Source organism: Stenotrophomonas sp. CCNWLW162 (assembly GCF_037203745.1).
Classification (GTDB): Bacteria; Pseudomonadota; Gammaproteobacteria; order Xanthomonadales; family Xanthomonadaceae; genus Stenotrophomonas; species Stenotrophomonas maltophilia_AQ.
On the sequence record NZ_JBBCBL010000003.1, the window covers coordinates 150,737 to 165,199 of the forward strand.

General features: G+C 64.7%; 15 protein-coding genes. 9 read left to right on the top strand and 6 right to left on the bottom strand.

Annotation, left to right across the window (positions count from 1 at the left end):
• Nucleotides 1-34 precede the first annotated feature (34 nt).
• Entirely contained in the window at nt 35-925 is an 891-nt protein-coding gene (locus V9K93_RS09520) for a LysR family transcriptional regulator (protein ID WP_248298485.1), read from the top strand.
• Between the two features lie 291 nt (nt 926-1,216).
• Here V9K93_RS09520 and V9K93_RS09525 read toward each other — a convergent pair whose 3' ends face one another.
• From V9K93_RS09525 to V9K93_RS09535, 3 genes are all read right to left on the bottom strand, one after another.
• Nucleotides 1,217-1,597 carry a hypothetical protein gene (locus V9K93_RS09525; RefSeq protein ID WP_337302457.1) on the bottom strand — a complete coding sequence of 127 codons (381 nt, stop codon included), beginning with the start codon at nt 1,595-1,597 and terminating at the stop codon, nt 1,217-1,219.
• Between the two features lie 559 nt (nt 1,598-2,156).
• Nucleotides 2,157-2,516 (bottom strand): DUF3653 domain-containing protein, encoded by a 360-nt coding sequence (locus tag V9K93_RS09530; protein ID WP_337302458.1) that lies wholly within the window; start codon nt 2,514-2,516, stop codon nt 2,157-2,159.
• A 211-nt stretch (nt 2,517-2,727) separates the two neighbouring features.
• Nucleotides 2,728-3,189 carry a DUF6265 family protein gene (locus V9K93_RS09535; protein WP_337302459.1) on the bottom strand — a complete coding sequence of 154 codons (462 nt, stop codon included), beginning with the start codon at nt 3,187-3,189 and terminating at the stop codon, nt 2,728-2,730.
• Nucleotides 3,190-3,278: 89 nt separating this feature from the next.
• Between V9K93_RS09535 and V9K93_RS09540 the strand changes: the two genes are divergently transcribed.
• The 3 genes from V9K93_RS09540 (at nt 3,279) to V9K93_RS09550 (ending at nt 7,197) form a co-directional block, all read left to right on the top strand.
• Entirely contained in the window at nt 3,279-4,127 is an 849-nt protein-coding gene (locus tag V9K93_RS09540) for a helix-turn-helix domain-containing protein (RefSeq protein WP_337302460.1), read from the top strand.
• Between the two features lie 316 nt (nt 4,128-4,443).
• Nucleotides 4,444-6,639, top strand: coding sequence for an AsmA family protein (locus V9K93_RS09545; protein WP_337302461.1), 2,196 nt, complete (start codon nt 4,444-4,446; stop codon nt 6,637-6,639).
• A 72-nt stretch (nt 6,640-6,711) separates the two neighbouring features.
• A complete protein-coding gene (locus V9K93_RS09550; protein WP_337302462.1) occupies nt 6,712-7,197 on the top strand; it encodes a TspO/MBR family protein in 486 nt (161 codons plus the stop codon).
• Between the two features lie 29 nt (nt 7,198-7,226).
• Here V9K93_RS09550 and V9K93_RS09555 read toward each other — a convergent pair whose 3' ends face one another.
• The 3 genes from V9K93_RS09555 to V9K93_RS09565 are packed head-to-tail and all read right to left on the bottom strand — an operon-like array spanning nt 7,227 to nt 9,232.
• A complete protein-coding gene (locus V9K93_RS09555; protein ID WP_046982940.1) occupies nt 7,227-7,910 on the bottom strand; it encodes a Rossmann-fold NAD(P)-binding domain-containing protein in 684 nt (227 codons plus the stop codon).
• 21 nt (nt 7,911-7,931) lie between these two features.
• On the bottom strand, nt 7,932-8,612 hold the full coding sequence (locus V9K93_RS09560) for a ChrR family anti-sigma-E factor (RefSeq protein ID WP_046982939.1): 681 nt from the start codon (nt 8,610-8,612) through the stop codon (nt 7,932-7,934).
• Entirely contained in the window at nt 8,609-9,232 is a 624-nt protein-coding gene (locus tag V9K93_RS09565) for a sigma-70 family RNA polymerase sigma factor (RefSeq protein WP_337302463.1), read from the bottom strand. Before V9K93_RS09565 ends, V9K93_RS09560 begins: the two co-directional genes overlap by 4 nt.
• Before the next feature lie 131 nt (nt 9,233-9,363).
• On the opposite strand from V9K93_RS09565, the gene V9K93_RS09570 reads away from it, so the two are divergent.
• The 5 genes from V9K93_RS09570 (at nt 9,364) to V9K93_RS09590 (ending at nt 14,462) form a co-directional block, all read left to right on the top strand.
• On the top strand, nt 9,364-10,131 hold the full coding sequence (locus tag V9K93_RS09570) for a hypothetical protein (protein ID WP_046982937.1): 768 nt from the start codon (nt 9,364-9,366) through the stop codon (nt 10,129-10,131).
• 81 nt (nt 10,132-10,212) lie between these two features.
• Nucleotides 10,213-11,163: an acyl-CoA desaturase gene (locus tag V9K93_RS09575; RefSeq protein WP_046982936.1), complete on the top strand. Its 951-nt coding sequence runs from the start codon at nt 10,213-10,215 to the stop codon at nt 11,161-11,163.
• Nucleotide 11,164: 1 nt separating this feature from the next.
• A complete protein-coding gene (locus V9K93_RS09580; RefSeq protein WP_337302464.1) occupies nt 11,165-12,442 on the top strand; it encodes an NAD(P)/FAD-dependent oxidoreductase in 1,278 nt (425 codons plus the stop codon).
• Nucleotides 12,439-13,206: a DUF1365 domain-containing protein gene (locus V9K93_RS09585; protein ID WP_337302465.1), complete on the top strand. Its 768-nt coding sequence runs from the start codon at nt 12,439-12,441 to the stop codon at nt 13,204-13,206. The genes V9K93_RS09580 and V9K93_RS09585 overlap by 4 nt, the downstream gene beginning before the upstream one ends.
• Nucleotides 13,203-14,462, top strand: coding sequence for a class I SAM-dependent methyltransferase (locus V9K93_RS09590; RefSeq protein ID WP_337302466.1), 1,260 nt, complete (start codon nt 13,203-13,205; stop codon nt 14,460-14,462). Before V9K93_RS09585 ends, V9K93_RS09590 begins: the two co-directional genes overlap by 4 nt.
• The last annotated feature ends 1 nt before the right edge of the window (nt 14,463 follow it).

Below are 14,463 nucleotides of genomic sequence, written 5' to 3' on the forward strand. Positions count from 1 at the left end.
ATAAATGAGAGGCTAGATCGTGGACTTGAACGCCGTGCAGATGTTTGTCGCAGTGGTGCAGGCCGGAAGCATTTCGGCTGCAGCCGAGCGACTCCAGCTGCCTCTGCCTACCGTGAGTAGGCGGGTTCGGGAGCTTGAGCGCGAGTTGAACGTTCAGCTGTTGGAGCGGTCGGCTCGAGGCACCCGCCTGACCGACGCCGGCGCACGCTTGTACGAGCACGCGGTGCGCGGGATTGAACTGCTCGCCGAGGCACAGCAATCCGTGGTCAGTGACCAGGCGCGCCTGAAGGGACGCCTGAGGTTGTCACTTCCACCTGCGTTCGAGCCTTGGTGGGAGCTGCTGTCGCGGTTCCAGCTGCAATACCCGGACATTCAATTGCAGGTGCACACCACCGAAAGGCGCATCGATCTGATTGAAGACGGAATCGATGTTGCGCTCCGTGTCGGCACCATTACCCATGAAGCCATGGTGGCGAGACGGGTTCTGGAATATCGCCATTTGCTGGTTGCGTCTCCAGCACTGATAGAGCGTCTTGGGGTTCCGGGATCGATCGACGATCTTCATCAATTCCCGTGCGCCACTTGGGTCTTGGGTGCAAATGCACGGGGTCGTTGGCTAATCGGGGGGCACGACGTTGAGCCTCGCAGTGTCCTCGCCACGAACGACTATGCACATCTGCGCAGCCGCGCTCTGGCCGGAGACGTCGTGACCGAGCTGCCCCCCTTCCTGGCGGCAGATGCAATTCGCACGGGTGACCTCGTGGAACTGTTGCCTCAGTGTCCATTGCCCCAGCAGCAGATTCACCTGCTGTATCCCTCGCATCGGCATCCTTCGTCAATCATCAGAACCTATTTGGACTTCTGCCAGGCCGAGATCTCATTGCTCAGCAAGGACTGGCTGCAGCAAGGAGAGGTACGTGCCTGATCTATCCCATGTGAGTAGGGGTTGCAGCGACTACCTGTCTAACGGCCAAAGGTGGGCGGGCACACTAGTAGCTCTGAGGGCACGACTTGAGGCCGATCCGTTCGTCGTGTCCGCTATTGGCCAGAAGCGGACATCAGCGGGGCAGGAGGCAAGGAAGATTTATCGGGGTAGAACCCGGTGAATGGCTCCACTGCCGGGAGCAGTGAATCAGCAACCTAAAAGGGCACATCAAGCGCAAACCGGAGCTTATCTTGATACCTAGCCTGTTTCTTTAGGAGCGCAGTCACCGATTCAGATAGCTCGGAATCCTGATTCAACAGAGGGAGCTGCCGACTCAGTAAGACACTTCAAGTACTGGGGCAGGGCGCTCGCCCGAACAAAGTGCACCAAGGCGGACAGCTCTCTTCGATTGACCATATAGCGGGAAAGATGCGTGATCCCGTCTATTTCGGTCACAGTCGGCGAATTCCCCTTGTAGAAGACATCAACCAAGGGAGCATCCACGATGGACAGCAAGGTGAAGTGATACAGCCGCTTCTTGTTCTTTGCCCTGTTCGGCAAAGACTCCATATCCTTCTTGCAGCTTGCGAGCACGGCCGAGACCACCTCCAAGTCTTTATTTGTAACAGTCCTGTAGGCAATGAGATCGAGCTCTCGAGCACGCCCATCCACACCGTCTGCGTAACCCGGCGAGCTTCTGATTAACGTGACGCGTCACGGGCAACGATCTCGCGGCGAAAGGACCCAGCCCCCATCAGCATCCATCTGTCTGTATGGCTTTCCAGCAAAGCACTGCACAGCACTGGCCGGGAGGTCGCCACACCGAGAGCCGGGAAGGTTCTCCCACCCACCTTCAATTCGACGGAAGAACATCCCATTGATACAGCGCAGACCCTGCGCTTTCTGGGGTGGCTGTGCCTGCAGGCGTTCGGGAGGCGTCGATGGCATCGAACTGACAGCTGTCGACCGCTCAGGCCTCGCCGTCGAAGACTGCTCAGTGGCCTCGATAGATCGCCGCACACCTTCAAAACGCTCACTCCAGGCACTATTAGTCCGGCCAAGCGTAAGCACGCCGATGGTTGTAAGGCTCACCAGAGTCAAAAATCCGGTGATCAGCCACGGGAAATTCCAGCGCCTTCGCTCAATCGGCGGAAGGTACTCAGGCCGTTCGCGCTCCATACGCCCCCCAATCACGTCCAGACTGCAGGGGCAGCGCCCCTACGGAAGCGCCTTACACGCGCTGGCGCGGTCTCGGCCCACGACTCATGTAGACCACATTGGATGCCTCGGCGTCGGGGCCGGGATCACGTACGCCGCACCGTCGCTCTCGGCGAATTCTGAGAGCTTCGGCTAGGTAGATGACGCTGGATTTCGCCGTGGTCGAAGCTTTCCGCGAAGCTGAGGTCCGGGGAGCCGCCTCAGCCATCATCAGCCGCCATTTCCGTGCGATGTTGCAGGTCAGGGACCACCAGGTCATGTCGCAAGGCTCCAACTGGTGACCCTCAGGGGTGAACATGTGCCCAGCTTGGAATCCAAAACCGGCCCAAGGGCCGGTCAGTTCGATGCGATCATGGGGATCGATCTTGCTCATGCCGCAATCTCATCCTTGTCGGGAGAGCCAACAGGGAGGCAAGAGCCAAGCCAGAGTCGGAGCCATTGCCAAGCGGAGCCCACGAACCGGATCACGCCCGATACAGCATTTCGCATAATGTATATTATGTTCAAAGCAGAACTGCCGCCCAGCAGGCGGGAGCCTCCCCGGCCCTGAGATCCCGGACCTCAGCCCTGGACAGCCTTCCCACTCACTCTCCGCAGCGCCGATAGTCAAACGGAATCCGCAGCAGCTTCCCATCCTCGCCCGGTCCAGAGATGCTCGCCTGCAATGACTCGCCATCCCGCCGGTACTCGATGCGATTTGGGAAGTCATGCTGCGGATTCTCAAAGACCACCCAGTCCTCACCATGCCCGGCAATAACGAATGTCGTCGGCGCCACGCCATTGGGTTGCACGTGCAGGCCAGCCGCTTTGCCTGCAGACACCAGACGCATGTACTCGAATGATTCCATGTCGCCGTGGTTCAGCGTGCGCGACATGCCAAGCAAGGCGCCACCGGCCTCGGGCAGCCAGACCTCATCAAGCCTGCGCTCCTCGGAGCCGCCACACCAATGCCCGGCCAGCCAGTCGAACTCGGCCGGCGCCGCCACGACCGCGCCACTTCCCAACGCCAATCCTGCGCCCAGCACCACCATCTTCGACTTCAACATGCCCTGGCCTCCTGGATGTGTTGGCCGCAGCTTAGCGGCGTGGCACCTGGGGCGCTTGTAAAAACGCGCAGGATGGCGTCCGATGCCGCATGGACTACTGCGAACACCCGGCCCCCGACGACCTCCGCCGTCACGTCCAGTGCATCTGGTGGCTGCAGGACGACGCTCCCGGAAATGACGTGCAGGTCATCTATCCCGATGGCCGGTGCGAGTTGCTGGCCGAACTTGGCGTGCCGCTGCAGCTGCATGGCGCAGATGGCCGGATCCGTTCCGATCTGCCGTTCTGTTTCGCGGCACAGCAGTCAGGGCCTATCCGTTTGCAGGCCGCTGGTGCGGTGTTCTGTGTTGGTGTGCGGCTGCAGCCGGCCGCGAGCGCCCTGGTTGCCGGCACCTGCTTGCCTGGACTTCGCGACCAGGCGCCAGATCTGTACACACTTGATGCCTCCCTCGCCGAGATCTTCAGTGCCGCCGCACGCGCCAGCGCGGCGACCAATACACCCGCGCCTCTCTGGCAGCTCCTGCGGGATCGGTGTGCCAGCTTCCCCCTGGACGAGCGCGTCGAACAAGCGGTTGCGGAGCTGGATGCGACGGAGGGCGATCTGCGCATCGCCGAGTTGGCACGGCAGCTTGGTATGTCCCTGCGCGGCCTGCAATCCCGTTTCCTGGTCGCCGTGGGCATGACACCAAAGGAATACGCCCGTGTGCGCCGCCTGCAGGCGTTGCTGCGCACATTGGATGGAGAAACCATGACCATCGCTTCCGCCGCTGCGCGCCACGGTTACAGCGATCAGGCCCATGCCACGCATGATCTGGTGCGCTGGACGGGTGTCACGCCCGCCCGCCTGGTCCACGCGCTGCGGGGCGATCGCGGTAGCGACGATGCGCTGCGGCTGGCCGCCGCCTTCGTGCACGGAACCAGTGGCGGCCGCTCACTGTGAGCCCCCTGCTCCACGTCGTCCTACAGACACCTGTGCATCACATATACATCGACCAGGCCCAGCTACCGATGTCGGAACGCCGCCGGCAGCATAAGATCCCGGCCTGGAAGCGGCCGGCAAATGGCGGTCTTGAAGATCGCCCACATGGCACCGAAGTCATCCGCGATGGCGGCTCGGATCTCCATGCGACTCCTGCAGATCTGGCGTGAGAATCAAGGAGGACACCAGCAGAACCGCGCTGCGGTCGTGCCTGCTTCACGCGCCACCGCCATCAGTTCCGCAATAGTTGAGCAAATTCCGGCCTCTAGAGCAGTACATGCCCCCTACTCCCGCACGCACTCCACACCGGTTCCGCCGATGGCGCGTCGCTGGCTACAGCCTGCTGGGCGTGTACGTACTCTACCTGCTGGCCGGCAACATCTTCCTCAACAGCCCGCTGTTCGACCAGGTCACCAACCGCAAGCCGCATAAGTTCGTGATGACCACCGGCCCGGCCATCACGCTGCTGCCCGGCCACGTCATTGCCTGGAACGTGCACATGCGCGGTCACGTGAATCACACCGTCTACGTGCTGCACGCCGAGCGCGCCAGCGCCCGCTTGGCCGTGCTGCCCCTGTTCCGCCGCGAAGTGAGGGTTCCCCGATTGCAGGCCACAGGCGTGTCTGCCGAGATCAGTCGCGTCGAGGACGCCATTCCGTCGCCCCCACGCAGCGACCAGGGCTGGACCCTGCGCTTCGACGCCATCCACAGCGACAGCATCCGCAGTGCCCGTCTCGGCAAGCTGCTGATCATCGGCAAGGGCCAGGGCACGGTTGGCTTCCTCAAGCAGCTGCGCGGCGGCCCGTCCGAACTGTTCGATTCCGAGGTCTCGTTCAGCAAAGCAGACACCAGCTATGACGGCGTGCAGCTGTTGGGCAACATGGATCTGAGCGCGCGCTTCAGCTATCCGCGCCACTATCGCGACCAGGCGCCCGGCCTTGCAAAGTTGAAGTTGCTGCATGCACAACTTGATGTGGACGCGCGCAGCCAGGGCCTGCGCATGGATACGGACGCGCAGACGCCCCGCATCTCCAGCTCGCCGGTTCCCGGTCGCCTGCAACTGGCGGTCCACCTGTTGGACGGCCAGCTGCAACCTGGTGACCACGCGCTCTGGCAGGTTCCGCTCTACCTCGGCGACGGCGCGCCGGATCGTGGCGTGCTGGCCCTGCAGCTCAATGTGACCAATGACATGCGCCTGCAGGCACGCCTGCCGCCACGCCCGGATTCGGCCGCTGGCATCGATGCCGACCTGCACATCACCGGGCGCGAGATTCCATTCCAGCACCCTGCCCAGCTGCTGGAACGCAGCTCCGGCACTGTGCGCGGCGAATGGACCTTCACCTCGCTCAACTGGATCCCTGCCCTGTTCGTACGCAAACCGTGGCTGCAGCTGGATGGCGGCGGCACGCTGAAGGCGGATCTACGCCTGCGCAATGGTGAACTGATCGAAGGCAGCACCGTGGATATTCCCTCGGCCGCAGCCGTGGCCGAAGTGGCCGGCGTGCGTCTGGCCGGCACGGCCAGCGCGCATGGCGAGCTGAAGGCCGGGACACCCACTCAGGCACAGCTGGCGATCCGGCTGCCGCGCTTCACCGCGCGCCCCAGCGATGCCAGGAACGTGCGGCTGTTCGATGGGCGCGACCTGGCCGTGGACCTTACCGGCGACGGCCGCCTGCAGGAACTGCGCAAGGGCGTTCGCGCGCGGCTGCGCTTCAGCGAAGCGACCATCCCGGACCTGGCCGCCTACAACCGTTACCTTGGCTCTCAACAGGTGCGGCTGCTGCGCGGCACCGGCAGCCTCAGCGGTGACGCCACGCTCGACACCGACGGCCGCGTTGGCCACGGCACCGCGCGCCTGCAGGGCCGCAATGCCAGCGCGAAGGTTGCGGGCCTGGACATGGGCGGCGACCTCGACGTAAATGCCACGCTTCGACGCGGCGACTTCAACCAGCGCCACTTCGATCTGTCCGGAACCACGGTGGAACTGCGCAATGTGCAGGTGGCGGGCAGCGAGCGCACTACGGCGTGGAAAGGACGCGCCGCCTTCAAACGCGGGCGCATCGATGCTCAATCGCCGTTCCAGGTGGATGCCACCACCGACCTGACCTTGAGTGACGCACGGCCACTGCTGGCACTGTTTGCCGAACGCACCGACTACCCGCGCTGGACCCTGTCCCTGCTGGATTCCGGGCAGGTCGATGCGCGGGCCACGCTGCGCTGGCGCCCGGGTCATCTGGTGATCGACGGCCTGCAGGCCGAGAACGATCGTCTTTCGGTGCGCGCGCGGCTGGATCTGCTGGAACAGCGCAAGCGTGGCGATCTCTACCTGCGCTGGGGACTGCTCGGTGCCGGCATCGAGCTGGATGGCGACCATCGCCAGTGGCATCTGGCCAAGGCACGCGAGTGGTTCGATCAGCGGCCTTCACTGTTGCCGACGAGCCAGGGAACAGGCGCCGCCAGTTCTTCGGACTGAAGGTGCCCGTACCGCATCCATCTGCCGCGCTTGTGCGTATGCGTCGGCATACCTATTCAGGAGATGCATGCAATGAAGAGGAGCACGCAAGGTGCTGGCCTGCTGGGTTGGATCGCGATCACGCTTGCCGCCGCTGCGCTGGGCGCTTGGGCCTCGACGTCAGCCGCCAGCTTCTATGCCAGCCTCGTACTTCCCTCCTGGGCGCCGCCGGCCCGTGTGTTCGGTCCGGTATGGACCCTGCTCTACGCAATGATGGCGACTGCAGCGTGGCTGGTCTGGCGTGAACGCGGCTGGCGCGGGGCCTGGCCAGCACTGTCGCTCTATCTGTTGCAGCTGGCCATCAATGCACTGTGGAGCTGGCTGTTCTTCGGCTGGAAGCTGGGCGCCCTCGCTTTCATCGATATTCTTGTACTGCTGGTACTTGTTTGCGCCACCATCTTTGCATTCGCGCGCATCCATCGCGGTGCCGCGGTGATGCTGCTGCCTTACCTGGCTTGGATATCGTTCGCCGCTGCGCTGAACTTTTCGGTCTGGCAGGCTAATCCGGTGGCACTGTGAGTGTTCTGATTTCCGCAGGCCTGCGGAAATCAGGCCATCGGGTCGCCTTCGCCAGCAGCGATCCGGTTGATCTGAGCGCACTCCACCGTCGCGGGCGGGTTGCCCATGCCGGCCAGCGCGATCATCGCCTGGCCCAGTGCAAGATTGCTGGTCACCAGCCCAGGGGTAATCACCCCGGCCAGTTTCATCAGCGGTGCACCACCCCAGTACAACGGTTTCAGCAGGGCATGCCGGGTACCGGTGCCCGCCACCGGGCGGACGCCACCAGGGCGCAGCATGACTGTCCGGAGCGGTAACGCACGCAATGCCTGCTCGGTTTCGCCCTTGATCCGCAGCGGCATGATCCGGCTTTGCGGGTCCGCGCCTGCGCCAGATACATACAGGAAGCAACCGCGGGGGTTCGCAGCGGCCCAGGCGCGCGCGACGGCGAGCGTGGTATCCAGGGTCACCCGCCGGTACTCAGCCTCGGCAGTGCCCACAGGTGGCGCGCCTGCGCAGTACAGGCAGGCGTCGTAGCCAACCAGATCATCGCGCTGCTCATTGATGCGCAGGAAGTCCGGCACCACCAGCTCGTCACCGGCGACGGCAAGGCTGCCTTGATGCCGTACCAGAGCGGTCAGGCTGGCAACCCTTGGCGAAGTCTGGCAGGCCTTGGCCACGCCCTGCCCCACCAGCCCGGCGACACCGGTCAGCAACACGCGCATTCCCTTCATCGCGCTCATCACAGCACCCCGTTAGAGCTTCACGAAACGCTGGATCTTCCGCGCCAGCCAGCCGCTGAACACCAGCGGTGCGTCCAGTGCAGATACGCAGATGCAGGGCACGCCCGGCGCGGTCACCGGCTGGTGCTCCACGTCCTCATCCAGATCCGCCACGTCGCCCGGCGCAAACAAGCCCAGGGCATCGTTGTAGGAGCCACGCAGGATCTGGGTCAGCTCACTGCGGCCATGGCTGTGCATGGGAAGGCATTTGCCGGGCGCGATCTTCAGCATGATCAGTGAAGGCATCTGTTCGGCGCGGATGCAATGCACCCCCGGCGCCATCCAGCGCCAGCGCAGGCCACTGAGCGAGGTGCCGAAGTAAGGATGCAGCGATGCCGGCAGATGATCGGGATCCGCTTCCGGCCGCTCTGGCGGTACTGGACGCGCCGGCGCTGCAACACTGATCGGCGACTCCGTAGTCAGGCGCCGCAACATCGCCTCGCGCATTACATCCCGACGCGCATCACCGTCGCCTTGCGGCGGCTGTGTCTGCTCCAGCAGCGCCGAACCGATCGCCTCGGCATCGCGCAGCCGCTGGCGGCACTGCGGGCACTGCTCCAGGTGCGTGCCGGCAACAATGCTCAGCGGCGCCGGCAACGCGCCCGCGGCATAGCTCATCAGGGTGGATTCGTGAAGGTGGTGGTGCGGATTCACAGCGCGCCTCCCACCTTGGATTGCAGTTGCAGGAACGCGCGCCGCAGATGCGATTTGACCGTGCCCAGCGGCATACCCAGCGCTTCTGCGATCTCGCCGTGGCTCTTGGCCTCGAAATAGGACATGCGGACCAGTCGCGCCTGCACCGCAGGCAGCTCGTTGATGCGCTGGCGCAGCCGGGCCTGGTCGGCGAACTGCTCGGCGCTGCTGCGCTCGACCACGTCTGCCGTCGCTGCGTACTCCACCGCAGCCTGCACCTGCATCCAGCTGCGCTCATGCCGTACCCGGTCGATGTGCAGGTTTCGCGCGATACGGTACAGCCAGGTACTCAACGCTGCCTGCGCAGGGTCGTAGTCGGCTGCGCGCAACCACAGCCTTAGCAGACACTCCTGCGCGAGCTCCTCGGCCACTGCCCCGGGCGCACCCAGACCTCGCAGATAGACACACAGGCGCGGCATGAAATGATCGTAGATGCGCATGAAGCAATCGCGGTCGCGCAGCCGCGCCACACCGTCCATGTCACCGGCCCAGTTCGTCGGCTCGCTGCTCGGCTGCTGGGAACTGGACACAATGCGTACGTTATCGAAGTTGAAGGCAGGGCTGGCGGCGTCAGGGTACATCTGCGTTCGCGGCGGGCAGGTGAAGGTCTGTTGTCTCTACGGCTGGGGGCAGCGTTTGGATGCAGCCAGCGCTGCGCATCCAGCCGCGCCTCTGCACCGTAAGCCTTGAGCCCCCCTTCCGGTTGTCCCTCATGCGCACCATCTGGCTGTTGCTCTGCCTGCCCTGCACCGCACTGGCCAGCCCTTGGCTGCGCATCGAAGGTGTTGCCACCACGCCGCAAGGGGCTGCCGCCTATCGGGAGCTGCACTGGCAGCGCTCCGCCCAGGACGGCTCCGAGCGCTGGGTGCTGTACCAATGTCCGGATGGACGCCCCTTCGCACGCAAGCACCTGCCCGCCACCTTGCAGGCACAGGCGCGCGGCTACACCCTGGAGGACAGGCGCAGCGGCCAGGCGGCGGAGGTAGTGGCCGACGGCGGAACAGTCGTGGTCGGCTGGAAGGAAGCGGCCGCCTCCGCTCGGCGCCAGCGTCGCCTCAGCCTGCCGGCAGATGCTGTGATCGACGCCGGATTCGATGCGGCAGTGCGCCTGCATTGGCCTGCCTTGATGCGTGGTGAACGCGTCTCGCTGCCTTTTCTGGTGCCGGCGCGGCAACGCTTCTACCCGGTACAGGTGGTGCGCAGCGGATCGCTACGCTGGCAAGGTATCGATGCCCAGTCCATCGAGGTCAGCCTGGACACCTGGTATGGCGGCATCGCACCCCGCCTGTCGCTTGTCTATGCGAGCGCAGACCGGCGGCTGCTGGAATTTCGTGGTACCAGCAATCTTCGCGATGCGCGGGGCGGCTACCCACAGGTGGTGGTGCGGTTTGCATCAGCGCCGCGTGAAAGCGCTGCGGCTGAGTGGCAACGGGCCTGGACGCAACCGCTCGTTGCCGACTGCGCCGTGACGCCCAGGTGAATCGGCAACGATCTGCACGGCAGTGCATCCATTCTGTGTTCTGGTGCGTAGAGGAAGACACGACTCCAGCCGAGATCCGTCATGGCTTCTGTAGCGCCCCTTCCCCGCCGACGCCACCGTCTCCTGCGTACATTGAAGCGCTGGATCGACACCAGCAGCGGTGCAGATGCCGGCGCGGGCCAGCCGGGCCGCATTGATTGGTTGCGCGCTGTGCCATTCGCATTGATGCACGCAGCCTGCCTGGCGGTGATCTGGGTCGGCATCTCGTGGATCGCGGTGATCGTGGCCGTTGCACTCTACGCAGTGCGGATGTTCGCGATCACCGCGTTCTACCACCGCTACTTCTCGCACCGCACCTTCCAGGCGTCGCGACCAGTGCAGTTCGCGTTTGCGGTGATCGGTGCCGCCAGCGTGCAGCGCGGGCCGCTGTGGTGGGCCGCCCATCACCGCCACCACCATCGCCATGCCGACCAACCCCTGGACCCGCACTCACCCCGCGAAGGGGGTTTCTGGCGCAGCCACATGGGCTGGTTCCTGACCCGTGAAGCCTTCGCCACCGATCTTTCGCGGGTGCCCGATCTCGCCCGCTTCCCGGAACTTCGCTGGCTGGACCGTTTCGATACCGCGGTGCCGGTGCTGCTGGCCGCCGGCCTCTATGCACTGGGTGCCGCGCTTGAACGCTGGGTACCCGCACTGCACACCTCCGGACCGCAGCTGCTGGTATGGGGCTTCTTCATCTCCACCGTGGTGCTGTTCCATGCCACGGTCACCATCAATTCACTGGCGCACCGGTTCGGGCGCCGCCGCTTCGAAACCCGCGACGACAGCCGCAACAATCTCTGGCTGGCACTGCTCACCTTCGGCGAAGGCTGGCACAACAATCACCACTTCTTCCCAGGCACGGTCCGCCAGGGCTTCCGCTGGTGGGAGATCGACCTGACCTGGTACGGGCTGCGTGCGATGTCCGCGGTCGGCCTGGTCAAAGGACTCAAGCCGATTCCCGAATGGGTACTGGCCAAGGCGAGGTACTGACATGCGCATCGCGATCATCGGCTCCGGCATTGCAGGCCTGGCCAGTGCCTGGTGGCTGCACGGCGAACATGAAGTCACGCTGTTTGAAGCCAATGACTACCTGGGCGGCCATACCCACACCCATGACGTGCAGGTGGGCGGCCGGCGCATGGCCGTGGATACCGGCTTCATCGTGTTCAACCCGCTGCACTATCCGCTGCTGACCGCCTTGTTCGATGAGGTGGGCGTGGCCTCGCAACCAACCACGATGAGTTTTTCAATGCACAGCGAGCGCAGCGGCGTGGAATACAACGCCACCTCGCTGGACGGCCTGTTCTGCCAGCGCCGCAACCTGCTGTCGCCACGCTTCTGGGGCATGCTGGCCGACCTGCGCCGCTTCTACCGCGACGCGCCGCTACTGTTGGCGGAAGACCAGGGTCCCACGCTCGGCCAGTACCTGCGCAGCCAGTGCTATGGGGAGGCCTTCATCGAAGAACACCTGCTGCCGATGGCCTCGGCACTGTGGTCTTCGCCAACCGCTACCGTGATGGACTTCCCGGCCCGCTATCTGGCCCAGTTCATGGCCAATCACCAGATGCTGCAGATGACCGGGCGTTCGCCATGGCGGGTGGTCAAAGGCGGCTCGGCGCGCTATGTCGAAGCCTTGCGCGCCCGTTGGCAGGTGCGCGAACGACTGGAGTGCCCGGTGCATTCGGTCGAGCGCACGCCCTGGGGCGCGCGGGTGCACAGTGCGGCCGGCGTGGAAGGCTTCGACGAGGTGATCCTGGCCTGCCATAGCGACCAGGCACTGGCGCTGCTGGGTGACGCCGATGCCATCGAGCGCGAGGTGCTTGGTGCCATCCGCTACCAACCCAACGAAGCCGTGCTGCACACCGATGCATCGCTGCTGCCACGCGATCGCAAGGCCTGGGCCGCCTGGAACGCGCACGTGCCGCGCGACCCCGCGGCGCCGTGCACGGTCAGTTACTGCATGAACCTGCTGCAGGGCCTGCCCGGTGACACTCCGCTGGTAGTGACCCTCAACCGCAGCGAGGCGATCGAACCGGCCAAGGTGCTGCGTACGCTGCGTTACGCGCACCCGGTGCATGACCATGCCGCAGTACGCGCGCAGCAGCGCTGGGGCGAACTACAGGGCCGGCGCCATACATGGTTCGCCGGCGCCTATTGGGGCTGGGGCTTCCATGAGGACGGCATCCGCAGTGCCCACCGCGTGGTCGACGCACTGCGTGCCTGCGAGCCGCATCGATTGGCACCGGCGTTCGGCGAGGTCGCCGCGTGAGCGCCAGCGCACTCTATTTCGGGCAGGTGGTGCATCGGCGCCACCACCCGCATCCGCATGCCTTCCGCTATCCGGTCGCACAGCTGCTGCTGGATCTTGATGAGCTGGAGACCGTGTTCGCACGACGCTGGCTGTGGTCGGTCAACCGGCGCAACCTGGCCGAGTTCCGCCGCAGCGACTACTTCGGTGATCCCGCGCAACCACTCGCCGATGCCGTGCGCGACCACGCCGCCAACACCCTCGGCCACCGCCCCTGCGGGCCCGTGCGCCTGCTGACCCATCTGCGCTTTGCCGGCCACGTTTTCAACCCGGTCAGCTTCTACTACTGCTACCAGGCTGACGGCAGCACGCTGGACTGCATTGTCGCCGACATCACCAATACCCCGTGGAAGGAACGCCACGCATACGTGCTGCCGGCATCGACCGCGCTCCATGAGGGCGCGTCACTACGCTGGCAGTTCGACAAATGCTTCCACGTCTCGCCATTCATGGCGATGGATTGCCGCTATGACTGGCGGTTCAACGCGCCCGGCGAGGACCTGCGCGTGCACATGCAGGTGTGGCGTGACGGCGTGCGACAGTTCGATGCCACTCAGTCCATGCAGCGGCGCCCGCTGGACGGACGCGGCCTTGCGCGCGTCCTCGCCTGTTATCCGCTGATGACCACCCAGGTGGTGGCCGCCATCCATTGGCATGCGCTGCGCCTGTGGCTGAAGCGTAACCCGGTCCACGACCACCCCTCCCTTGCCGAGAAACCACGATGAACGAGATGAATCCCTCGGTAGCCCTGCCACAGCCGGGCACGCTCGACGTTTTCCTGCGCAGGCGCCTGCTGGCGCAGCTGGCGCCCCTGCGCGACGGCCGTCTGTGCGTGCGCGATGCGCTGGGTGAGGTCTGGCTGGGTGAAGCCCGCGGCGACCTGCAGGTCACGGTCACCATCGACGATCCGGCGTTCTATCGAAAAGTGGCTGCACAGGGCAGCGTCGGCGCTGGCGAGAGCTACATCCACGGCGACTGGCACTGCGATGATCTGGTGGCACTGGTGCGGCTGCTGGTACGCAACCGCGATCTGCTCGACAGCATGGAGCACGGCCCGGCCCGCGTGGGCGGCTGGCTGCTGCGCGGCTGGAACCGCCTGCGCCGCAACAGCCGTGAAGGCAGTCGCCGCAACATCGCGGCGCACTACGACCTCGGCAACGACTTCTTCGCGCTGTTCCTGTCGCGGGACATGATGTATTCCTCTGCCCTGTTCGCAGATGACAGTGAATCGCTGGAGACGGCGTCGCGACGCAAACTGGACCGCATCTGCCAGCATCTGCAACTCAAGCCCGGCGACCACGTAGTCGAGATCGGCACCGGCTGGGGCGGTTTCGCCGTGCATGCGGCCCAGCACTATGGCTGTCACGTCACCACCACCACCATTTCCGCCGAGCAGCACGCACTGGCCACGGAACGTGTAAAGGCTGCCGGCCTGCAGGGGCGCGTCACCCTGTTGATGCAGGACTATCGGGACCTGCAGGGCCGCTACGACAAGCTGGTGTCGATCGAGATGATCGAAGCCATTGGTGCCGAGTACCTGGATACCTACATGGTCACGCTGCAGCGCCTGCTGAAGCCGGACGGCGTGGCACTGCTGCAGGCCATCACCATCGAGGACCAGCGCTACGAACAGGCGCGGCGCAGTGTTGATTACATCAAGCGCTACGTATTCCCGGGCAGCTTCATTCCCTCGATCAACGCGATCATCGCGGCCAAGACCCGGGTAAGCGACCTGCAGCTGATCGCACAGCAGGATTTCGGCCATTCCTACGCGCTGACCCTGCGTGCATGGCGTCATCGCTTCCTCGCCCAGCTGCCTGCGGTGCATGCGCAGGGCTTCGACGCGCGCTTCTGCCGTCTGTGGGAGTTCTATCTGGCGTACTGCGAGGGGGGCTTCCTGGAGCGTTCGATCGGCGTGTCGCATCTGTTGCTGGCGCGTCCGGGCCATCGGCCTATGGCGGCGGCGAGCGATGGCCACTGAA